Origin of the sequence: Acrocarpospora catenulata, from assembly GCF_018476525.1 — a bacterium.
Classification (GTDB): Bacteria; Actinomycetota; Actinomycetes; order Streptosporangiales; family Streptosporangiaceae; genus Acrocarpospora; species Acrocarpospora catenulata.
In genome coordinates, this window is the sequence record NZ_JAHCST010000036.1 from 69,092 (window position 1) to 91,318 (window position 22,227).

Annotated in this window: 19 protein-coding genes; 18 read left to right on the plus strand and 1 reads right to left on the minus strand. The window is 71.8% G+C overall.

Annotation, left to right across the window (positions count from 1 at the left end; genetic code table 11):
• Positions 1 to 987 (minus strand): AAA family ATPase, encoded by a 987-nt coding sequence (locus KIP79_RS29510; protein WP_308169953.1) that lies wholly within the window; start codon positions 985 to 987, stop codon positions 1 to 3.
• Positions 988 to 1,498: 511 nt separating this feature from the next.
• On the opposite strand from KIP79_RS29510, the gene mraZ reads away from it, so the two are divergent.
• The 18 genes from mraZ (at position 1,499) to KIP79_RS29600 (ending at position 22,087) form a co-directional block, all read left to right on the plus strand.
• Positions 1,499 to 1,930, plus strand: a complete 432-nt coding sequence (mraZ, locus tag KIP79_RS29515) for a division/cell wall cluster transcriptional repressor MraZ (protein WP_214108229.1) — start codon at positions 1,499 to 1,501, stop codon at positions 1,928 to 1,930.
• Between the two features lie 258 nt (positions 1,931 to 2,188).
• The gene (gene rsmH / locus KIP79_RS29520; RefSeq protein ID WP_214108205.1) at positions 2,189 to 3,154 is read left to right on the plus strand and encodes a 16S rRNA (cytosine(1402)-N(4))-methyltransferase RsmH; all 966 of its coding nucleotides are present in this window, start codon (positions 2,189 to 2,191) and stop codon (positions 3,152 to 3,154) included.
• Positions 3,151 to 4,023, plus strand: coding sequence for a cell division protein FtsL (gene ftsL / locus KIP79_RS29525; protein WP_214108206.1), 873 nt, complete (start codon positions 3,151 to 3,153; stop codon positions 4,021 to 4,023). The genes rsmH and ftsL overlap by 4 nt, the downstream gene beginning before the upstream one ends.
• A 521-nt stretch (positions 4,024 to 4,544) precedes the next feature.
• Positions 4,545 to 6,257, plus strand: coding sequence for a peptidoglycan D,D-transpeptidase FtsI family protein (locus KIP79_RS29530; RefSeq protein WP_250214051.1), 1,713 nt, complete (start codon positions 4,545 to 4,547; stop codon positions 6,255 to 6,257).
• Between the two features lie 154 nt (positions 6,258 to 6,411).
• Complete coding sequence (locus tag KIP79_RS29535) at positions 6,412 to 7,926, plus strand: UDP-N-acetylmuramoyl-L-alanyl-D-glutamate--2,6-diaminopimelate ligase (RefSeq protein WP_214108230.1); 1,515 nt, start codon at positions 6,412 to 6,414, stop codon at positions 7,924 to 7,926.
• Entirely contained in the window at positions 7,923 to 9,290 is a 1,368-nt protein-coding gene (locus tag KIP79_RS29540) for a UDP-N-acetylmuramoyl-tripeptide--D-alanyl-D-alanine ligase (RefSeq protein WP_214108208.1), read from the plus strand. Before KIP79_RS29535 ends, KIP79_RS29540 begins: the two co-directional genes overlap by 4 nt.
• The gene (gene mraY, locus KIP79_RS29545) at positions 9,287 to 10,366 is read left to right on the plus strand and encodes a phospho-N-acetylmuramoyl-pentapeptide-transferase (protein WP_214108209.1); all 1,080 of its coding nucleotides are present in this window, start codon (positions 9,287 to 9,289) and stop codon (positions 10,364 to 10,366) included. Before KIP79_RS29540 ends, mraY begins: the two co-directional genes overlap by 4 nt.
• Complete coding sequence (murD, locus tag KIP79_RS29550) at positions 10,348 to 11,730, plus strand: UDP-N-acetylmuramoyl-L-alanine--D-glutamate ligase (RefSeq protein WP_214108210.1); 1,383 nt, start codon at positions 10,348 to 10,350, stop codon at positions 11,728 to 11,730. The genes mraY and murD overlap by 19 nt, the downstream gene beginning before the upstream one ends.
• The gene (gene ftsW, locus KIP79_RS29555; RefSeq protein ID WP_214108211.1) at positions 11,727 to 12,971 is read left to right on the plus strand and encodes a putative lipid II flippase FtsW; all 1,245 of its coding nucleotides are present in this window, start codon (positions 11,727 to 11,729) and stop codon (positions 12,969 to 12,971) included. Before murD ends, ftsW begins: the two co-directional genes overlap by 4 nt.
• A gap of 38 nt (positions 12,972 to 13,009) precedes the next feature.
• Positions 13,010 to 14,089 (plus strand): undecaprenyldiphospho-muramoylpentapeptide beta-N-acetylglucosaminyltransferase, encoded by a 1,080-nt coding sequence (gene murG / locus KIP79_RS29560; RefSeq protein ID WP_214108212.1) that lies wholly within the window; start codon positions 13,010 to 13,012, stop codon positions 14,087 to 14,089.
• Positions 14,086 to 15,483: a UDP-N-acetylmuramate--L-alanine ligase gene (gene murC / locus KIP79_RS29565; RefSeq protein ID WP_214108213.1), complete on the plus strand. Its 1,398-nt coding sequence runs from the start codon at positions 14,086 to 14,088 to the stop codon at positions 15,481 to 15,483. The genes murG and murC overlap by 4 nt, the downstream gene beginning before the upstream one ends.
• A 34-nt stretch (positions 15,484 to 15,517) precedes the next feature.
• Positions 15,518 to 16,192 carry a cell division protein FtsQ/DivIB gene (locus tag KIP79_RS29570; RefSeq protein ID WP_308169955.1) on the plus strand — a complete coding sequence of 225 codons (675 nt, stop codon included), beginning with the start codon at positions 15,518 to 15,520 and terminating at the stop codon, positions 16,190 to 16,192.
• A gap of 247 nt (positions 16,193 to 16,439) precedes the next feature.
• Positions 16,440 to 17,921, plus strand: coding sequence for a cell division protein FtsZ (ftsZ, locus tag KIP79_RS29575; protein WP_214108214.1), 1,482 nt, complete (start codon positions 16,440 to 16,442; stop codon positions 17,919 to 17,921).
• A gap of 42 nt (positions 17,922 to 17,963) precedes the next feature.
• Positions 17,964 to 18,701, plus strand: a complete 738-nt coding sequence (locus KIP79_RS29580) for a YggS family pyridoxal phosphate-dependent enzyme (protein WP_308169956.1) — start codon at positions 17,964 to 17,966, stop codon at positions 18,699 to 18,701.
• A gap of 132 nt (positions 18,702 to 18,833) precedes the next feature.
• On the plus strand, positions 18,834 to 19,340 hold the full coding sequence (locus KIP79_RS29585) for a cell division protein SepF (RefSeq protein ID WP_214108215.1): 507 nt from the start codon (positions 18,834 to 18,836) through the stop codon (positions 19,338 to 19,340).
• 83 nt (positions 19,341 to 19,423) lie between these two features.
• Entirely contained in the window at positions 19,424 to 19,717 is a 294-nt protein-coding gene (locus KIP79_RS29590; RefSeq protein WP_214108216.1) for a YggT family protein, read from the plus strand.
• A gap of 44 nt (positions 19,718 to 19,761) precedes the next feature.
• Entirely contained in the window at positions 19,762 to 20,667 is a 906-nt protein-coding gene (locus KIP79_RS29595) for a DivIVA domain-containing protein (RefSeq protein WP_214108217.1), read from the plus strand.
• A gap of 247 nt (positions 20,668 to 20,914) precedes the next feature.
• Positions 20,915 to 22,087: a hypothetical protein gene (locus KIP79_RS29600; RefSeq protein WP_214108218.1), complete on the plus strand. Its 1,173-nt coding sequence runs from the start codon at positions 20,915 to 20,917 to the stop codon at positions 22,085 to 22,087.
• Positions 22,088 to 22,227: the final 140 nt, after the last annotated feature.

The following is a 22,227-nucleotide window of genomic DNA, read 5'->3' on the forward strand; positions in this document are numbered from 1 at the left end:
TCACTTGGTGTCCGGCACCGGCACCCGCCGGACCAGGTCGCTCATCACCTGCTCGGGATGGCGGCGCTGCCCCTGGGCCTCCAGGCTGGGCAGCAGCCGGTGGGCGAGCACGGGGACGGCGAGCTCCTGCAGGTCGTCGGGGATCACGTAGTCCCGGCCGGAGAGCGCGGCGTGCGCCCTGGCCGCCCGGACCAGGTGCAGGGTGGCCCGGGGCGAGGCGCCCAGGCGCAGGTCGGGGGAGTGCCGGGTGGAGTCGACCAGGTCGATGGCGTACTTCTTGACCGGCTGGGAGACGTAGACCGCGCGCACCGCGCGGATGAGCCCGCGCACCTCGGCGGTGGTGGCCACCGGGTCCAGCTTGTCCAGCGGCTGGGAGGCCCCGTGCACGTCGAGCATCTCCAGCTCGGCGGCGGGCTCCGGGTAACCCATGGCGATCTTCGCGGTGAACCGGTCCCGCTGCGCCTCCGGCAGGGGGTAGGTGCCTTCCATCTCGATCGGGTTCTGGGTGGCGATGACCATGAACGGCGACTCCAGCCGGTAGGTGTGGCCGTCCACCGTGACCTGGTGCTCCTCCATGCACTCCAGCAACGCCGACTGGGTCTTCGGGGAGGCCCGGTTGATCTCATCGCCCACCACGATGTTGGCGAACACCGGCCCCGGCTTGAACTCGAACTCCCGGGTCTGCTGGTTGTACGCGCTGACCCCCGTGATGTCGCTGGGCAGCAGGTCGGGGGTGAACTGCACACGGCGGACCGGGCAGTCGATGGATCGTGCCAGCGCCTTCGCCAGCATGGTCTTCCCGACCCCCGGCACGTCCTCGATCAGGAGATGACCCTCCGCGAGCAGGACGTTCAGGGTGAGCCGGACAACGTCGCCCTTGCCCTCGATCACCGACTCGATCGCGGCCCGGATCCGGTGCGCGACATCGACCAGATCCTCAAGCTGTTCCGCGTCGGCGTCGGTCGCGGCGCCGTGTGTTACTGCCACCAGGCCTCCAGAGGCGTGCCGTTTTGCTGGGGGTTTTGCGTTCCTTATCCATTGTGTGTACCGACACTATGCCGCACGGGGTTCTCAGGCGACTTTGTGCGAAACAGCTGCGATACACGCCCACGGAGGGAGTAGCCCACAGTGTCGTGAGGAGACTTCTCGATCCGGTGGGGCTAATGTCCGAATCCTGTGACAACGACCCCTTCATACCTGGTAATGGGGCCCGAGTCGCTCCACTTCGCCCCACTCCGGTTCTCGCGAATGGCCGGCACCTCGCGCGGCGAGCGGATTTCCTGTCAAGTAGCGACCGCGACACGCCCAAGAGCGGGGTAGGAGCAGCCTGCTCGCCCCACTTCACTCCACCATCAATGACCTGCGGAAACGCAAATTTGGGTGGCTCTCCATACCGTTTGAATCAGTTGACGGTGGGGAGAAGTGGAGTATGGTGGAGCCCAGTGGAGGGCCGTGGCTCTAGAGCCAGGTGTTCCGCAAGGTACGGGAGGTGGGGCCGGTGTTTCTCGGCACCCATCAGCCGCGCCTCGACGACAAAGGACGACTGTTCCTGCCGGCGAAGTATCGCGAGGAGCTGGCGGAGGGTCTTGTGATCACCAAAGGCCAGGAGCGCTGCCTCTACGTCTTCCCCGTAGAGGAGTTCCAGCGGCTCACAGAGGCGCTGAGCACCGCGCCGGTGACCGCCAAGGCCGTCCGCGACTACAGCCGTGTCTTCTTCGCCAGTGCCTCCGACGAAACGCCCGACAAGCAGGGGCGGATCACGATCCCCCCGAGCCTCAGGCGGTACGCCGGCCTGGAACGTGACTGCGTCGTCATCGGAGCCAACACCCGGTTGGAGATCTGGGACGCCCAAGCCTGGGACACCTATCTGGCCGAACAGGAACAGGCGTTCGCCGATCTGTCGGAGGAGGTGTTGCCAGGAATCCTGTAACCGGCGATCAGCCCGATCCGGTGGCTGATCTGACTATTCGACCCGTCGGTGACGTTCGGCGAGGTCTCCACCCGCACCAGTCCGGCAGCTGATGCACCTTCCCCGGTGTCAGGTGCCGCGACCAACGGTCTGCGGATGGGGACCTGGCCGGACGGGTCGGCTCCCCGCCAGGAGCCGGTCGGGGTGGGGACTTGTATCACCGGTGGGCACGCCGCATGACCGCGAGCCTTGAAGCGGCAGTTTGTTGGGGGTTGGACGATGTCTGAGGAACGGGAGTACCCGGGGGGTCACGTCCCCGTGATGCTCGGCCGTGTGCTGGAGCTGCTGGCTCCCGCGCTGACCGGGCCCGCTCCGGTCGTCGTCGACGCCAACCTCGGGCTCGGGGGTCACGCCGCCGCGCTGCTGGAGGCCCATCCCACGTTGCACCTGGTCGGCATCGACCGGGATCCGGTGGCGATCGAGCGAGCCACCGCGCGGCTGGCGCCGTACGTGGGGCGGACCACGATCGTGCGGGCGGTCTCCGACGAGCTGGCCGGGGTGCTGGCCAAGATCGGGCGCCCGGTGGTGCAGGGGGCGCTGTTCGACCTGGGGGTCTCCTCGCCCCAGCTGGACGAGGCGGAGCGCGGGTTCGCCTACTCCTACGACGCGCCGCTGGACATGCGGATGGACACCGAGCAGGAGCTGACCGCGGAGCGGGTGGTGAACACCTATCCGGCGGGGGAGCTGGCGCGTGTGCTGCGCGAGTACGGCGAGGAGCGTTTCGCGTCCCGGGTGGCCGCGTTGATCGTGAAGGAGCGGGCGCGGGAGCCGATCACCTCGACCAAGCGTCTGGCCGAGCTGGTCCGGCAGGCCATCCCCGCCGCCACCCGACGTACAGGGGGAAACCCCGCTAAACGGACTTTTCAGGCATTGCGCATCGAGGTGAACGCGGAGCTGGCGGCGCTGGAGGTGGCGCTGCCCGCCGCGCTCGACGCGCTGGCCGTCGGCGGGCGCGTGGTCGTGCTCGCCTACCACTCCTTGGAGGACCGGCTCACGAAGCAGGTCCTCGCGGCGCGAACCAGGGACACCGGCCCTCCCGGGCTGCCGGTCCCGCTGGAGGCCCATCAGCCTCGGTTCCGCCTTCTGACGAGGGGAGCAGAGCTCCCGGACGACGACGAGACCGCCCGCAATCCGCGGGCGGCCTCGGCCCGGCTGCGGGCGGCAGAGAGGATCCGCCAGGGATGACCGAGCAGGACAGAAGACGAGAGCCGAGGTCGCGGCTGGACGGTAACGTTCAGGCCGTCCGTGCCTCGGCGCAGGGCGCCAAGACCCCAGTCCAGGAGGCCCCGGTCCAACAAGAGGCCAGGGGCGTGCCGTCCCGTGGCCGAATGCCTGCCCGGGTGCCGGGCAGGGTCCTGCCCGCAGGCAAGGGCACGCCGCGCACCGGCCTGCGCCGGGACCCCCGTGATCCCGGCCGCGATCCGGGCCGCGAACCCGGCCGTGAGCCGAACGCCGCCTCCGCCAAGGCCGCGGTCACGGCACCGGCCAAACCGGCCAGACCCGCCAAGTCCCCGGTGCCGCCCTCTGTGCCACCGGTGGGCAAACCGCCGGCGGGCAAGCCCGCCTCGCCGTCTCCCGCCAGAGCGACTGTCCGGCCTGGGTCCACCGCCAAGGCGGAACCGGCCCAGCAGCCGGTGCCACAGCCCGGGGCGCGGGGGCAGGGGCGGCGGCGTCCGCCGCGGGCGCCGTTCGTGCTGCTGGTGGTGGGCCTGCTGGGAGGCGGCCTGGTCAGCCTGCTGCTGCTGAACACCGTCCTGGCCCAGGACTCGTTCAAGTACAACGAGCTGCGCCGGATCACCGAGCAGCTGCACCAGCAGGCGGACTCCGAGCATAACCGCATCCGGGAGGCGCTCCAGCCGACCAGCCTGGCCTCGCGGGCCGCGGAGGTGGGCCTGGTGGCGGACGACTCCGCGCCGGAGTTCGTCGGCGACGGCGTGCACCCCGCCAGCCTGGGAGAACGCCTGCGGGAACCGGGGGCGCGTCCTTCGGCCGGGGCCTCGGCGACGCCTAAAGTTACGAACACGGAATCTACGACGGAGGGCTCGGAGCGGTGAGAGACGGCGGCGGCCGGCCACCCGGTGCCGGTCGCGGCGGTCGGAGTGGCGGCCCGGGGGGTGGCCCGGGTGGTACGAGCGGCGGTCCCGGAGGCGGGGGCCGGGGCGGCCGTCCCGGGGCCCCCGGGCCGGGCGCCGGTCGAGGCACCTCCGGCACCGGCGGCTTTCCCGGCCGCGCGGACGGCCCGGGCACCGGACGGCGCGCCCCCGGCTCGGGGGGCACCCCGCCCGACGACGGTCGCCGGGATCCCCAGAAGCCCGCCGCGCCGAGGTCGGCCCCGCCCAAGTCGAGTCCGCCCAAGTCCGGCCCGCCCTCGTCCGGTCCCGCCAAACCTGTCCCGCCCAAGTCCGGCCCGCCGTCGCGGCCCGCCGTCCCGCCTGCCCGTTCCGCCGTCCCGCCGCCGGGGGGGCCACGGGTGCCCCCGAGGAACGGCCCCGGCCGGGAGGCTCAGGGGCGTACCCCGCAGAAGGCGCCGCCGGGCGGCCCCGGGCGCCCGCGCCCGCCCGCGCGGCCGCCCGCCATGTTGCGGCTGGGCGATCCCACGCGGCGGATCAACGTCGCGCTGGTGGTCATGGCGTTCGTGCTGTCCCTGTTCGCCGGCCGGCTGGTGCAGCTCCAGGGCCTGGACTCCAAGGCGTTCCAGGCCAAGGCGGCGCAGCAGCGGGTGCAGCCGGAGATCCTCCCGGCCAAGCGCGGCTCGATCACCGACGTCAACGGCCACGAGCTGGCCCTCACCGCCGACGCCAGGGAGATCTACCTGGACCCGCACGAGGTCCGGCCCAACCAGCGGGAGCTGATCGCCACCACGCTCGCCACCGAGCTGGCCCGCCCCAAGGAAGAGATCGCGGCCAAGCTGGCCCAGACCGAGAAGCGCTACCTGGTGGTGGCCAAGGACGTGGACCCGCTCCGGGCCCGCAAGATCATGAGCATGGGCTTCCGCGGGGTCGGCTCCAAGGCCACCTACCGCCGCCTCTACCCGGGCGGCTCGCTGGCCGGGGGTCTGGTCGGCTTCGTCGGCGACGAGGGTTCAGGACTGGAGGGCCTGGAGCAGGCGTACAACAAGCTGCTGGCCGGTCAGGACGGCCAGCAGAGCATCGAGATCGGCCGGGACGGCCAGCGCATCCCGATGACCCGCAGCACCCGGGTGGCCCCGGTGCCAGGCCGGGAGCTGCGGCTGACCATCGACCGGTACATCCAGTGGGCCGCCCAGGAGGCCATCGCCAAGCAGGTCAAGGCCACCGGCGCGCGCGGCGGCAGCGTGATCGTGATGGACACCCGGACCGCGCAGATCATCGCCATGGCCAACGCGCCCGAGGTGGACCTGCGGTCCTGGCAGAAGGTCGCGGCCGAGCTGCGCGGCAACCGGGCGGCCAGCGAGGTGTTCGAGCCCGGCTCCACCAACAAGGTGATCACCGCCGCCGCCGCCCTGGAGGCCGGGGTGGTCGCGCCGCAGACCATCTTCACCGTGCCGGACAACATCCAGTGCGCCGACCGCCGCCTGCGCGACGCCCACCCGCACCCGACCCAGGTCATGACCTACGCCCAGATCCTCGGCGAGTCCAGCAACGTGGGCACCATCCTGGCCGGTCAGAAGATGACCAACCAGCGCCTGTACGACATGTTCCGGGCGTTCGGCTTCGGCGCCAAGAGCGGCAGCGCGCTGCCCGGCGAGGAGGCCGGCCTGCTCCCGGGCTGGCAGGACTGGAGCGGCAGCCAGCGCTGCACCATCATGTACGGCCAGGGCATCTCGGTCACCGCCCTGCAGATGGCCAGCGTCTACCAGACGATCGCCAACGGCGGCATGCGGATCACCCCCACGGTGGTGGCCGGCACCACCGACGAGCACGACCGGCTGGTCCCGGCCACGCCCGGCAAGCCCACCCGGGTGATCAGCGAGCTGGTGGCCCGGCAGCTGACCGGCATGCTGGAGGGCGCGGTGGCCGGGGAGGAGGGCACCGGCGGCGCCGCCGCGATCGACGGCTACCGGGTGGCGGGTAAAACCGGGACGGCCATGCGGTATGACCAGAAATGCGCAGGTTACTGTGGTTACACGGCCACCTTCGTTGGCTTCACACCCGCCGAGTCGCCCCGGCTGCTGGTGCTGGCCGTCATCCAGGATCCGAAGAAGGACCACTACGGGGGGACGATCGCCGCGCCCGTTTTCAAGGACGTCATGACATTCGCGTTGAAGAGCAAGAAAATCCCGCCTACCGGCTCGACGAGCGCTCTGTGATGAGCGGGAACGATACGCTCTCGCCGTGAACCAGCCCGCCCATATACATCCGGGACATCCCGCCGACCAGGTAAACCAGGCGAATTACACATATCAGGCGACCTACACGAATCAGGCAAACGGTGTGAACAAGGCGACCAGCGCGACCCATGCGATGCGCCCGGCCACGCCGTCCGCCCGCCCGCTCTCCGGCCTGGCGACCCTGCTCGGCGCGCCCTCCGCCTCCGGCCGGGCGGCCCGCGGCGTGATCACCGGCGTGACCATCGACTCCCGGCGGGTCCGGCGCGGCGACCTCTACGTGGCGCTCCCCGGCAAGGCCGCGCACGGCGCGGTCTTCGCCGAGGCGGCCAGGGAGGCCGGCGCGGTGGCCATCCTCACCGACGAGGCGGGCCGGGACGACGCCGCGGCCACCGGCCTGCCCGTGCTGGTGCTGCCCGACCCGCGCGCCCAGCTGGGCCAGGTCGCCGCCTGGGTGTACGGCCAGCCCGCCACCGACGTGCTGGTCATCGGGGTGACCGGGACCAGCGGCAAGTCCACCTCGACCTTCCTGCTGGAGGCGGGGCTGGCCGCGGCCGGGCACCGGACCGGTCTGGTCGGCGGGGTGGAGATCCGCGCCGGGGACATCCGGATCACCCCCGAGCTGACCACCCCGGAGGCCACCGACCTGCAGGGCCTGTTCGCGCTGATGCGGGAGGAGAAGGTGACCGCGGCGGCGATGGAGGTCTCCAGCCACGCGCTGGCCCTGGGCCGCGTGGACGGCATCTTCTACGATGTCGCGATATTTACGAACCTGTCCCAGGATCATCTGGACTTTCACCGTGACTTCGACGACTACTTCGCCACCAAGGCCCGGCTGTTCACCCCGGAGTTCACCCGCCTCGGCGTGATCAACATCGACGACCCGCACGGCCGCGAGCTGGCCGGGTTCGCCAAGATCCCGATCACCACGTTCTCCGCCGCCGGGGACCCCGAGGCCGACTGGCGGGCCACGGACGTGCGCCTGGGCTCGGACGGCAGCGCGTTCCGGGTGGTCGGCCCCGGCGGCGTGGAGGCCGACGTCGCGGTCGGCCTGCCCGGACCGTTCAACGTGGCCAACACGCTGGGCGTGCTGATCGCCCTGGTGGAGATCGGGGTGCCGCTGCAGACCGCGGTGGCCGGGGTGGGCTCCTTCACCGGGGTGCCCGGCCGTATGGAGCGGGTGCCCTCGCCCGAGGGCTTCACCGCGATCGTGGACTACGCCCACAAGCCGGGCGCCGTGGAGTCGGTGCTCCGCTCGCTGCGCCCGGTCACCGAGGGCACGCTGACCATCGTGCTCGGCTGCGGCGGCGACCGGGACCGGGGTAAACGCCCGCTGATGGGGGAGGCCGCCGCCCGGCTGGCCGACGTGGCGATCCTCACCAGCGACAACCCCCGCACCGAGGATCCGCTGGCCATCCTGGCCGCGATGCTGGACGGGGCGCTGGAGGTGCCGCACGCCGAGCGGGCCCGGGTGATCGTGGAGCCGGACCGGGCGGGGGCCATCGACCTGGCGATCTCCCGTGCCGCGCCCGGAGATGTGGTAATTGTGGCCGGCAAGGGTCACGAGCAGGGCCAGTACGTCGCAGGCGAGGTCATCCCCTTCGATGACCGTCAGGTGGTCGCCGCCGCCATTCGCAGGAGGAACGCATGATCCCGTTGCCTTTGGGCCGGGTCGCAGAGATCACCTCGGGCGCCCTGATCGGGCAGACCGACCCCCGGGCGGTGGTGCGGGGCTCGGTCGTGATCGACTCGCGGGCGGTGGAGCCGGGGTCCCTCTTCGCCGCCTTCAAGGGCGAGCGGGTGGACGGGCACGACTACGCGGCCCAGGCGGTCGAGGCGGGGGCGGTGGCGGTGCTGGCCGCCCGCCCGGTGGACGGGCCCGCCGTCATCGTCGGCGACGTGGCCGCCGCGCTGGCCGCGCTGGCCAGGGCCGTGGTGGACGAGCTGCCCGAGGTGACCACGGTCGGGGTGACCGGATCGGCGGGGAAGACCTCCACCAAGGACCTGCTGGCCCGGCTGACCGCCAGGATCGGGCCCACCGTGGCGCCCGTCGGCTCGTACAACAACGAGATCGGGCATCCGCTGACCGTGCTGAGGGCCGGGACGGAGACCAGGTTCCTGGTGCTGGAGCTGAGCGCCAGGGACGTCGGCCACATCGCGTACCTGACGGGTATCGCGCCGCCCAAGATCGGGGTGGTGCTCAACGTGGGCGCCGCGCACCTGGGGGTGTTCGGCGGCAGGGAGGCCATCGCGCGGGCCAAGGGTGAGCTGGTGGAGGCGCTGCCCGCCGACGGCGTGGCCGTGCTCAACGCCGACGACCCGCTGGTCCGGGGCATGGCGGCGCGCACCGCGGCCCGGGTGACCTGGTTCGGCCGCTCCCCGGAGGCGCACGTCAGGGCCGAGGACGAGCGCCTGGACGAGCGCGGCAGGGCCGCCTTCACGCTCCGCGCCCCCTCCGGCGCCGCCCCCGTCCGGCTCCGGCTGTACGGCGCGCACGCGGTCGCCAACGCGCTGGCCGCCGCCGCCGCGGCCTACGAGCTGGGCCTGCCGGTCTCCACCATCGCCGAGGAGCTGTCGGAGGCCGAGCCGAGGAGCCGGTGGCGGATGGAGGTCACCGACCGCCCCGACGGGGTGACCGTGATCAACGACGCGTACAACGCCAGCCCCGACTCGATGCGGGCCGCGTTCGCGGCGCTGGCCGCGCTGGCCGCGGGGCGGCGCCGCTTCGCCGTGCTGGCGGCCATGCGCGAGCTGGGCGAGGAGGGCCCGGCGCTGAACGAGGGCGTGGGCCGGCTGGCCGCCGGCGCGGGCCTGGAAGGGCTGGTCGTGGTGGGCGAGAACGCCGACCAGATCATCGCGGGCGCGCCCGGCGCGAGCCACGTCCCCGACGTGGCGGCCGCGGTGGCCGAACTGTCGGGAAGGCTGGCGCCGGGAGACGTGGTGCTGATCAAGGGACCCCGGGCGGCCGGCCTGGAGCAGGTGGCCGCGAGACTGCTCGGAGGTGACCTCCGGTGAGAGACATCCTCGTCGCCGCCGCGGTCGGGCTGATCCTCTCCATGTTCGGCACGCCGCTGGCGATCCGGCTGTTCTCCCGCCGGGGCTACGGCCAGAACATCCGGGAGGAGGGACCGGCCGGCCACCACGACAAGCGGGGCACGCCCACCATGGGCGGCACGGTGATCGTGATCGCCGCGCTGCTCGGGTACGCGGCGGCGCATCTGGCCACCCTGCTGTCGGCCAACCCGGCGCCGCCCACCGCCTCCGCGCTGCTGGTGCTCTTCCTGATGACCGGGCTGGGCGTGGTCGGCTTCCTGGACGACTTCATCAAGATCTACAAGCAGCGCAGCCTGGGTCTGCGCAGCGGCGCCAAGGCCCTCGGCCAGCTGATCGTGGGGGCCGTCTTCGCGGTGCTGGTGGTGCGCTTCCCCAACGCGTACTCCATCACCCCGGCCGAGACGCGGCTGTCCTTCCTGCGGGACTTCGGCCCGCAGTCGATCGGGCTGTTCGCGTTCACCATCTGGGTGCTGATCATGATCGTCGGGTTCTCCAACGCGGTGAACCTGACCGACGGTCTGGACGGGCTGGCCTCGGGGGCCACCGGGATCGTGCTCGCCTCGTACGTGCTGATCGGCAACTGGCAGCTGCGCAACAGCTGCACCACCGCCATTCTCGGCCCCAACTGCTACATCGTGCGGGACCCGCTGGACCTGGCGGTGGTCGCCGCGGCCGTGCTGGGCGCGCTGGTCGGCTTCCTGTGGTGGAACGCGCCGCCCGCGAAGATCTTCATGGGCGACACCGGCTCGCTGGCCCTGGGCGGGGTGCTGGCCGGTCTGGCCATCACCACCCGGACCCAGCTGCTCCTGCTCATCCTGGCCGGGCTCTGTGTGGTGATCACCTCATCGGTGATCATTCAGGTCGGTTTCTTCAAGATGACCAGGAAACGCATCTTCCGGATGGCTCCCCTGCAGCACCACTTCGAGCTGAAAGGCTGGGCGGAGACCACCATCGTGGTCCGGTTCTGGCTGATCGCCGCACTCAGCGCGGCGGCCGGCCTCGGCCTGTTCTACGTCGAATGGATGCCCAAACTGTGAGCACGTGCGTGGTGGTGGCCGGACTCGGGGTGTCCGGCGCCGCGGCCGCCCGCGGCCTGGCCCAGGGCGGCGAGCGGGTGGTGGTGCTGGAGCAGCGCGAGCGGCCGGTCCCGCCGGAGCTGGTCAAGCTCGGCGTGGAGGTGCGCTTCGGCGACCCGGCTCTGCCCGAGCGCACCGAGCTGGTGGTCACCTCGCCCGGCTGGCGGCCCGACCACCCGCTGCTGCTGACCGCCGCCACCCTCGGGGTGCCGGTGATCGGCGAGGTCGAGCTGGCCTGGCGGCTCCGGCACGCCGGCGCGCCCCCCTGGCTGGCGCTGACCGGTACCAACGGCAAGACCACCGCGGTGCGCATGCTGGCCGCCATCCTGGCCGCCGCCGGGGAGCACGTACGGGCCGTCGGCAACGTGGGCGCCCCCATCGTGGACGCGGTGCTTGACCCGGGCGACACCACCGTGCTGGCGGTGGAGCTGTCCAGCTTCCAGCTGCACTGGTCGACCGGCCTGGCCCCGGCCGCCGCCGCGATCCTGAACGTGGCCCCCGACCACATCGACTGGCACGGCTCGCTGGCCGAGTACGCCAGGGCCAAGGCCCGCATCTTCGCCCACGCGGACACCGTGATCTACAACGCCGACGACGAGTGGGCGACCCGGCTGGCAGAACCGCACCGGGACCGCACCCGGGTCGTCGGGTTCACCCTGGACGTGCCCCGCCCCGGCCAGCTGGGCGTGGTGGAGGACCTGCTGGTGGACCGGGCCTTCGTCGCCGACCCGGTCAGCTCGGCCGAGGAACTGGCCTCGCTCGGCGACGTGCGCCCGTTCGCCCCGCACAACGTGGCCAACGCGCTGGCCGCCGCGGCTTTGGCACGCTCCCACGGCGTGCCCGCCGGCGCGGTACGGCGCGGCCTGCACACCTTCGTGCCCGACCCGCACCGGATCGCGCACGTGGCCCGGGTGCGCGAGGTGGACTACGTGGACGACTCCAAGGCCACCAACCCGCACGCGGCGGCGGCCTCGCTGGCCGCCTTCCACTCGGTGGTCTGGATCGCGGGTGGCCAGCTGAAGGGCGCCGAGGTGGACGACCTGGTCCGCCGGGCCTCCTCCCGGCTGCGCGGCGCGGTGCTGCTGGGGGCCGACCGCGAGCGCATCGCCCAGGCTCTGGCGCGACACGCGCCGAATGTTCCGGTGCTTGAGGTGACCGGAGACGACACTGGGGTGATGGATCGTGTCGTCGCCGAAGCCGCCAGGCTCGCCTCCCCGGGGGACACCGTGCTGCTGGCCCCCGCCGGGGCCTCGTTGGACATGTACGCCGGTTACGGCGCCCGGGGGGAGGCGTTCGCGCGAGCCGTACGGCGGCTGGCCGAGTGACCGCCGCCGATGGGGCGGCCGAGAAGCCCCGGCCCAACTGGCTGCGGGTCCAGGCCGCCACCCTGCGTGAGCTGCTGTCCCGGCCGCTCACCTCGTACTACCTGGTGCTCGGGTGCAGCGCGCTGCTGCTGGCGCTCGGCCTGATGATGGTGCTCTCGGCCTCCAGCATCGAGGCGCTGCAGATCAAGGGCGACCCGTTCTACTGGTTCCTCAAGCAGTCGCTCTCGGTGGCGCTGGGCATCCCGCTGATGTACGCCTGCGCCAAGCTGCCGCAGCGGTTCTTCCGGCTGGCCGGGTACCCGCTGCTGGCGCTGTCCATCATCGGCCTGGTCATGGTGATCTTCATCGGCTCCACCGAGCTGGGCGCGCAGCGCTGGATCTACATCGGCAGCCTCACCATCCAGCCCTCCGAGCCGGCCAAGCTGGCCCTGGTGCTCTGGGGAGCCGACATCCTGGCCAGGCACGCCCGCGGCAAGCTGATGGAGTGGCGGAACCTGCTGATCCCGCTGATGCCCGGGGTGGCCATCCTGGCGGTGCTGGTGATGTGGGGCCGCGACCTGGGCACCACCCTGGTCCTGATGATCATCTTCCTGGCCCTGCTCTGGGTGGTGGGCGCCCCGGTCCGGCTGTTCGCCGGCATCCTCGGCGTGCTGGCCATCGCCACCGTCTTCATGATCACCTCGGAGGGCTACCGCTCGGACCGCATCGAGGGCTGGCTGCGGACCTGGGAGAACGCCCAGGGCTCCGGCTACCAGGCCGCGCAGGGGCAGATCGCGATGGGTTCCGGCGGCTGGTTCGGCCTGGGCCTGGGCAGCAGCCGCCAGAAGTGGGACTGGGTGCCGCACGCGGAGAGCGACTTCATCTTCTCCATCCTGGGCGAGGAACTCGGCCTGATGGGCACCCTGGTGGTGGTCGCCCTGTTCGGCCTGCTCGGCTACGCGGGCCTGCGCATCGCCTCCCGCGTCAACGACCCGTTCGTCCGGCTGACCAGCGCCGCCACCGTGGCCTGGATCGCGGGACAGGCCATCGTCAACATCGGCGCCGTGATCGGAGTGCTGCCGATCACGGGGATTCCGCTCCCGCTCGTCTCGTACGGAGGCTCGGCCCTGTTGCCGACACTGGCGGCGCTTGGGATGTTGTTGTCGTTCGCGAAACGTGAGCCGGGTGCGGCCGAAGCGTTGGCTGCGCGGGGACCCGGACCGGCGGCGCGAGCCCTAAGCTGGCTTGGCCTCCGGGCATAATTCCGCGATCTGGTACGCGGCTTGACATAGGGAGAGACATGAGGGTGGTCCTCGCCGGCGGCGGGACGGCCGGCCATATCGAGCCGGCGCTCGCGCTGGCCGACGCGCTTCGTCAGCAGGACCCGGCGATCGGGATCACCTGCCTGGGCACCGATCGTGGACTGGAGACCCGGCTGGTGCCCGCCCGGGGTTACGAGCTGCAGCTGGTGCCGGCCGTGCCGCTGCCCCGCGCGCTGACCCCCCAGCTGCTGACGGTGCCCGGCCGGCTGGCCGGGGCGATCAGCACCGCCTCCCAGATCCTCGACCGGCTGGGGGCCAACATCCTGGTCGGCTTCGGCGGCTACGTGGCCACCCCCGCCTACCTGGCCGCCCGTCGCCGCGGCGTGCCGATCGTGGTGCACGAGGCCAATCCGCGGCCGGGCCTGGCCAACCGCCTGGGCGCCCGGCTCACCGACCACGTCTTCACCGGTCATCCCGACACCGCGCTGCCGGGCGGCCAGTACATCGGCATCCCGCTCCGGCGCGAGGTGGTGGCCATGGACCGGTTCTCGCTGGGAGACAAGGCCAGGTCGTACTTCGGTCTGGAGTCTGACCGGCCGACGCTGCTGGTGTTCGGCGGCTCGCAGGGGGCCCGCTCGATCAACAACGCCGCGCTGGCCGCGGCCCCGCGGTTGCGCGCGGCCGGGGTGCAGGTGCTGCACGTGGTCGGCCCCAAGAACACCGTCGAGCAGGAGCCCCCGCCCGGCGACCCGCAGTACGTCATCCTGCCCTACGTGGACCGCATGGACCTGGCCTACGCCGCCGCCGACCTGGTGCTCTGCCGGAGCGGGGCGATGACCTGCGCCGAGCTGACCGCGGTGGGCCTGCCGGGGGCTTACGTGCCGCTTCCGCACGGCAACGGCGAGCAGCGGCTGAACGCGGCCCCGATCGTCGAGGCGGGCGGCGGGCTGATGGTCGAGGACGCCGAGCTCACCCCCGAGTGGATCATCAACACCCTGGTGCCGATCCTGCACAACCCGGAGAAGGTGGCCAGGATGTCGGAGGCCTCCGCCCGGATGGGCCGCCGGGACGCCGACGTGACGCTGGCCCGCAAGGTTCTGGAGATCGCTTCGCGATGAGTCTGGTGAAACTGATCGAGCCGGTGCCCGCCGAGGAGCTGGGCCGGGTGCACTTCATCGGCATCGGCGGGGCCGGCATGTCGGGTATCGCCCGGATCCTGCTCAAGCGCGGCCTGGCCGTCTCCGGCAGCGACGCGCGCAGCTCCGACCTGCTGGCCGAGCTGCGCGAGCTGGGCGCCACCGTGCACGTGGGGCACGCCGCCTCGCACATCAGGGACGTGAACACGGTGGTGGTGTCCACCGCGATCCGGGACTCCAACCCGGAGCTGGGGGAGGCGCTCCGGCAGAACGTCCGGATCATCCCCCGGGCCGCCGCGCTGGCCGCCGTGATGGCCGGCCGGGTGGGCATCGCCGTGGCGGGCACCCACGGCAAGACCACCACCACCTCGATGCTCACCGTGGCCCTGCAGAAGTGCGGGGCCGACCCGTCGTACTGCGTGGGCGGGCAGCTGGTGACCACCGGTCTGGGCGCCGACGAGGGCACCGGGGAGGTGTTCGTGGCCGAGGCGGACGAGAGCGACGGCTCCTTCCTGATGCTGGCCCCCCGGATCGCCGTGGTCACCAACGTGGAGCCCGACCACCTGGACAACTACGGGGAGCCGCAGGCGGTCTACGACAGCTTCGCCCGGTTCGTGGACCGGGTGGGCTCGGTGCTGGTGCTCTGCGCCGACGACCCCGGTTCCGCCGCGCTGGCCCCGGCCGCCCGCGAGCGCGGCCTCAAGGTGGTCACCTACGGGGAGGCGGCCGACGCCGTCATCCGGGTGGCCGAGGTGGCGCCGCGCGGCCTGGGCGTGGAGTTCGAGGTGGCCGGGCACGGCCGGGTCCGGCTGAACGTGCCAGGGCGGCACAACGCGCTGAACGCGGCCGCCGTGCTCGCCGTGGCGCTGGAGCTGGGCCTGCCGTTCGACGAGGTCAGGGACGGGCTCGCGGCGTTCACCGGGGCCAAGCGCCGGTTCGAGGCCAAGGGCGAGGCCGACGGGGTGAGCGTGTTCGACAGCTACGCCCACCATCCCACCGAGCTCGCCGCCGACCTGCGCGCGGCCCGCGACGTGGTGGTCGGCGGCGGCCGGGTGATCGCGGTCTTCCAGCCGCACCTGTACTCCCGCACCCGGTACTTCGCCGCGGAGTTCGGCGCCGCGCTCGGCCTGGCCGACGAGGCCATCGTGCTGGACGTCTACGGGGCCAGGGAGGACCCGGAGCCCGGCGTGTCCGGCGCGCTGGTGGCGGGCAAGGTCCCGCTCCCGTCCGACCGGGTCGCCTATGCTCCGGACAGGTCCGCGGTGCCCGCCCTGGTGGCGGGCCGGGCCCGGCCGGGGGACATCGTGCTCACCATGGGCGCGGGCGACGTCACCGAGCTCGGCCCGCACATCGTGGCGGAGTTGCTGGCCCGCTGAGCCGACGGGTCTGGCGGGGGGAACGGAGGGCCCGGTGCGCAAGAGCCTGCTGTGGCGTACGGCGCTGGCGACCCTGCCGGCCGGGGCCGCGGTGGCGGCGGCCGCCTGGGTGGTCTTCCTGTCGCCGGTGCTGGGCGTCCGCGAGGTGGTGGTGACGGGGAACCTGACGCTCCCGGCCGAGCAGGTCCGCCGGGCCGCCGCGGTTGCCCCCGACACCCCGCTGGTCACCGTGGACCTGGAGCAGGTGCGGGCCAGGGTGGCCGCGCTCCGCGCGGTCGAGTCGGCCCGGGTGGTCCGCGACTGGCCGGGCACCCTGCGGATCAAGGTGGTCGAGCGCACCCCGCTGGCCTCGGCCCGGATGTCGGGGAAGATGGCCGTGGTGGACCGGTTCGGCGTGGTGCTCGACCTGGTGGACGTGGCCCCGCCCCGGCTGCCGCTGCTGCGGGTGCACCGTCTCGATCCGGCCGACCCGGCGGTGCGGGCCGCCCTGGCCGTGCTGGACGCCCTGCCGGAGTCGCTGTCCCGCCTGGTGGACGAGGTGAGCGCGGGCTCAGCGGAGAACGTGACCTTCCGGCTCAACGACGGGCGGACCGTGGTCTGGGGTGGCCGGGACCGGGCGGCCGACAAGTCCCGCATCCTCACCACGCTGCTTCGCGAGAGCGCCATGACCTTCGACGTCAGCTCCCCTGACGTGGTCACCGTCAAGTGAGCACGCACGCTCCCGCGATCCCGCTCGCGACACGCCGGAGCGGTAACGGCGCGGTTAGTTGACCCTGGGGGAGGCGCAACCCTACTGTCCGTATCAATCCTCAGGTTGACATAACTCTAAATCTCAACTTGAGGGTGAGGGTTGGAACAGGGCGGGAAGTCGCCCCAGGTTTGAGCACTCGAACCGCGGTGCCCAGCATCGCGATCACTACAGAGACATATGTAAGCGAGCGGAAAGGCCCCTCGTCGTGGCAGCACCGCAGAACTACCTCGCGGTCATCAAGGTCGTCGGCATCGGCGGCGGCGGAGTCAACGCCGTGAACCGGATGATTGAGGAGGGACTCAAGGGCGTCGAGTTCATCGCCATCAATACCGATGCCCAGGCGCTGCTGATGAGTGACGCCGACGTGAAACTCGACGTGGGCAGAGAGCTCACGCGCGGCCTGGGCGCCGGGGCCAACCCCGAGGTGGGCCGGAAGGCCGCCGAAGATCACCGTGAGGAGATCGAGGAGGTCATCAAGGGCGCCGACATGGTGTTCGTGACCGCCGGAGAGGGCGGTGGCACCGGCACCGGCGGCGCGCCCGTGGTGGCCAACATCGCCCGCTCCCTGGGCGCGCTGACCATCGGCGTGGTGACCCGTCCGTTCAGCTTCGAGGGCAAGCGCCGGGCCATGCAGGCCGAGGCGGGCATCGAGAACCTGCGGGCCGAGGTGGACACCCTCATCGTGATCCCCAACGACCGCCTGCTGTCCATCTCGGACCGCCAGGTGAGCGTGCTGGACGCGTTCAAGGCCGCCGACCAGGTGCTGCTCTCCGGTGTGCAGGGCATCACCGACCTGATCACCACGCCTGGCCTGATCAACCTGGACTTCGCGGACGTCAAGTCGGTCATGTCCGGGGCCGGTTCCGCGCTGATGGGCATCGGCCACGCGCGCGGCGACGACCGCTCGGTGGCCGCCGCCGAGATGGCCGTCTCCAGCCCGCTGCTGGAAGCCAGCATCGACGGCGCGCACGGCGTGCTGCTGTCCATCGCGGGCGGCTCCGACCTGGGCCTGTTCGAGATCAACGAGGCCGCGCAGCTGGTCTCCAACGCCGCCGCGCCGGACGCCAACATCATCTTCGGCACGGTCATCGACGACGCGCTGGGCGACGAGGTCCGGGTGACCGTGATCGCCGCCGGGTTCGACGAGCCGGTCCCGGAGAAGCCCGCCGTGATGCCGCAGCCGCGCCAGCAGCAGTCCCGCCCGGCGGCACCCGCCCCGGCGGCCGCGCGCGAGCGGCCCGGCCTGTCGTCGTTCGTCGCGCCGCAGAAGCCGGAACCCCGCCACGAAGTCCGGCATGAGGCCCGGCACGAGGCCCGCCAGGAGTCCCGGCCCGAGTCGCCGGTCCGCCCGGTCTCGCCGGTCACCCCGGCCCCGCCGGTGGCCTCCGCGCCCGCTCCGGTGCCGCCGCCGGTCAGCTCGCCCGCGGGCCCGCCGGTCAGCCCGGTGGTGAGCCACCCGGCCGCACAGGCGCCGCAGGTGCCCGCGGCCTCGGCCGAGCCGGTCCCGTTCGGCCGCGAGGGCGATCAGGGCGCGCGGGGGGAGGGCAACACCGGCCCTTTCGCCATACCGCGCCCTACTGAGCCACCGACACCGATCACCTCCAAGCTCACCCAGCCGGTTCCCCGGCGCCCGGTGGTCTTCGAGGAGCAGGAAGAGGAGCTCGACGTGCCTGACTTCCTGAAGTGACCACCGTACTGACGTGATTTCTGAGAGTGATATTCATCACCCGTGAGTGACCTGGATCCCCCCTCCGGGCCCCGGGCCGACCGGCGCGCGGAGCTCGCCGCCGGGCTCGCCGAGGTGGAGCGGCGCATCGCCGAGGCGTGCCGCGCCGCCGGGCGTCCCCGCGCCGAGCTCACCCTGATCGCGGTGACCAAGACCTACCCCGCCTCCGACGTGCGGCTGCTGGCCGGGCTCGGCGTGGCCGACGTGGGGGAGAACCGCGACCAGGAGGCCGCCGCCAAGGCGGCCGAGTGCGCGGACCTGGCGCTCACCTGGCACTTCATCGGCCAGGTGCAGACCAACAAGGCCCGCTCCGTGGTCGCCTACGCGGACCTGGTGCACGGCGTCGACCGGCCCCGGCTGGTCGCGGCGCTCAGCAGGGCCGCCGTGGCGGCCGGGCGCGAGGTGGGCTGCCTGGTCCAGGTCGACCTGGACCAGCGGGCGGACCGGCCGGATCGGGGTGGCGCCCGGCCCGCCGAGGTGCCCGCGCTGGCCGAGGCGTTGGCCGCGGCCCCCGGGCTGCGGCTGCGTGGGGTGATGGCGGTGGCGCCGCTCGGGGAGGATCCCGCCGCCGCGTTCGCCCGGCTGGCGGATGTGGCGCAAGCCGTACAGAAGGAACACCCGGGGGCGGACGTGATTTCCGCCGGCATGAGTGGCGATCTCGCGCAGGCGATAGCGAACGGTGCGACACACCTGCGTGTCGGTACGGCGTTGCTCGGCCGCCGGAAGCCCTTCGTCAGGTAATGTCCCCCGAGTAACAGCATGAGGTCGATCAGCGGTTCGCCAGTCGGGGGGTACGGCTTCCGCCACGGACCTTCAAGGCCCGCCAAGGCACGCGCTGCCCTGGTGGCACGGTAGACGGAGGACGACGGAGCGATGGCCGGCGCGATGCGCAAAATGGCGGTCTACCTCGGTCTGGTGGAGGATGACGACCGTTACGACAGGTACCGTGACTACGACGCGGACGATTTCGGCGTGGACGGGTACGACGGGGCAGGCGAGGACTTCGGTCCCGGCGGGGCCCACGGCCGCGATGGAGGGGACGACACGCCGGTGCCCGCCCCCCGACCCTCGACGGCCGTGATCGAGCGCCGTACGACCGATCTGGCGCGGATCACCACGCTGCACCCGCGTACCTACAACGAGGCGCGGACGATCGGCGAGCACTTCCGGGAGGGCACCCCGGTAATCATGAATCTGACCGAGATGGTTGACAGCGACGCGAAGCGTCTTGTCGATTTTGCGGCAGGTCTGGTTTTTGGGCTACACGGCAGCATTGAACGTGTTACCAACAAGGTGTTCCTGTTGTCCCCTGCCAACGTCGAGGTGACGGCGGAGGACAAGGCTCGGATCGCGGAACGCGGGTTCTTCAACCAGAGCTAGAGTTCCATGTATGAACAGTGAACGGCTCAGCGGTTCCCGCGGGGACCTGAGGCGGCGGATCTGGATGGAGGCGGGGCTCGGCCGTGGGGATCATTAGTGGGACCTTGGTCTTTGTCCTGTCCCTGTACCTGGTCCTGCTCATCGGCAGGATGATCTTCGAGACGGTGCAGGCGTTCGCCCGGGCCTGGCGGCCCAGAGGGCCCGTGCTGATACTGGCCGAGGCCACGTACACAGCCACCGATCCGCCGCTCAAGTTCCTCCGCCGTTTTATTCCTCCCCTGAGGTTGGGTACGGTGGCCTTTGACCTAAGCTTCACAGTGCTGTTCATTGTGGTCTTGGTCTTGATCCAAGTCGTGTCCGCGTTTGGTCGAGGATAGGTAGTTCTCTCCGGACAGACTCCAAGCGCGCCAAGGAGACCCAAATGCCGCTGACGCCCGCTGATGTGCGGAACAAGCAGTTCAGTACGACCCGGCTGAGGCCGGGCTACGACGAGGAAGAGGTGGATGCCTTCCTCGACGAGGTGGAGGCCGAGCTCGACCGCCTCATCCAGGAGAACGAGGAGCTCCGCGCGAAGCTGGCCGAGTGCCTGCGGGGCAAGGTCCCCGGTGGCATGAGCATGGCCGGTGGCATGCAGCCTGGCGGCATGCCGCCCGGTGGCATGCAGATGGCCCCCGCGCCGGTGGCCGAGCCGAAGCCGGAGATGATGCCGCAGCCGGAGCCCATGCGGGCGCCGGAGCCGGTGCGCCCCGAGCCGGTGCCGGTGGGCATGGGCCTGCCGCCCGCCGAGGACAACATGGACACCGCCGCGCGGGTTCTGGCCCTCGCCCAGCAGACCGCCGACCAGGCCATCGCGGACGCCCGCCGGGAGGCGGACGAGACCGTGACCCGGGCTCGCCGGGAGGCCGACGAGGTGCTCGGCAAGGCCCGCCGTCAGGCGGAGCAGATCATCGGCGACGCCCGCGCCCGGGCCGAGACCCTGGAACGTGACGCTCAGGAGCGCCACCGCCAGGCGATGGGTTCTCTGGTGCAGACCAGGGACGAGCTGGAGCGCAAGGTCGAGGAACTGCGCAGCTTCGAGCGGGAGTACCGGAGCAGGCTGAAGCTGTACCTGGAGAACCAGCTCGCCGAGCTGAACGTCTCCGCGGAGGGCAGCGGCGGCTTCCCGATCGTGGGCACCGGGCCGCAGGCCGTGTCGGGCCCGCAGATGGCGCACGCCATCGCCCCCGGCGGACAGCCCATCCCCGGCGCTCCGAACCCGTTCGGCGCCGACCCTCAGCACTCGGGTGCCTTCCAGAACCCCGAGGGCCCGCACGGCGACCGGCGGTAAGTTGGCCGGGCCCGCGGCGTCCGCCGTGGGTCGGTGACGAGAAGAACGTGATCTGGGTGGTTACCACGGGTCGTCAGGCCAGGTGGCTGTCCATGGATGGGTTTCTCGTCAATAGTCCGCGCCTTCCGGCTGGCGTCCCCCCGGCGTCCGGAAGGCGTTCTGTCGCGTGTACGCCCCTGGCACGCCGCGAGTGCGCCCCTGACGCGCGCCGTGCGTTCCGGAGTTCGGTAGTTCGGAGATCCCCCCAGTGATCCTTGTCAGTGCCGCCCTGGTACTCGCCGCGATCGTCCTGCTCATCGCGGGCGTCGTGCTGGCGAAGCCGTTCCTCGTCATGTGGTCGATCGTGGTCAGCGTGTTGTCCGCGGTCTGCCTGCTGATCGGGGCGCTGCTCAGGCGGCATGAGCTGTTCCCGGCGGGCGGGCGGCCCAAGACGCCCCCGCTGCCCACCCCCCCGCTGCCTGCCCAGCAGCCCGCCCACGTCGGCGTACCCGCCTACAGCGGGGCGCCGCAGGCCGCGAGCCCCATGACGGCCGCGCCCGCCCCTCCCTCGGGCACCTCCCAGGCCGGGCCGCATCTGGGCACCCAGCAGATGCCTCTCCAGCAGACTCAGCAGATGGCCTACCCCGGAGCCCCTGCGGCTCCGCCGCGTCCGCCGATGTCCCGGACGTTGCCCCCCGGTGGGCTCGGGCCGGATTCCATCGTGATCGTTATTCCTGGGCGGAAGCGGTTCCATCTGCCCAACTGTCGTCAGCTGGCCGGGCGCGAGGTCGAGGAACTGACGGTCGAGGAGGCCCGCGAGGAGGGCTTCACGCCCTGCACCACCTGTATCGCCGAGAGCGCTTCCCCCATGGCCCCCGGTACGACAGCCCCCAGTACGGCGGCTGCCGGTACAACGACGGCCCCCAGCGCGACGGCCCCCAGTGCGCCGCCGGTGATACCCCCCACCTCCTCGCCAGTGGTTCCTCCCACCTCCTCGCCGGTGGTTCCCTCTCCGGTGGTTCCCCCCGCCACCTCGTCGTCGGTTCCCCCCGCCTCTTCGCCGGTCATCCCTCCCGCCACCTCGGAGTGGACCGCCTTCCAGCGCCCCAAGCCCGCCGTCCAGGAGCCGCAGGACAAGCCGGAACCCCCGGTGGAGCCCGCCGCCCAGGACGGCCCCGCTCCCGCGGACCCCACAGTCGAGGCCAACCGCCCGGCCACCGCACCCGCCACTGATTCCGACGCCGACCCCGGCGAGGAAACGACGGTCGCCATCGAGCAGCCGGAGAAGGGCGGAACCGTCAAGGTCATCGTCGGCACCCGTCGCTTCCACGACTCGAGTTGCCCCCTGATCGAGGCCGCCGACGACAGCGGCATCGAAACCATGACCAGAACCGAAGCCGAACAGGCCGGCCTGACCCACTGCACCGCCTGCGGCGAGTAAAAACTCCACAAAACTTGCCGCCCACTACTCGGCAATCAAATTCCCACACACGCACGGGCTTCCCCCGCACCCCAAAGCACGTGTCGATCTACGAAATCGGTTTGCCGCCGTTCTCCCGCCCACCCGCCCCTCTATTACCG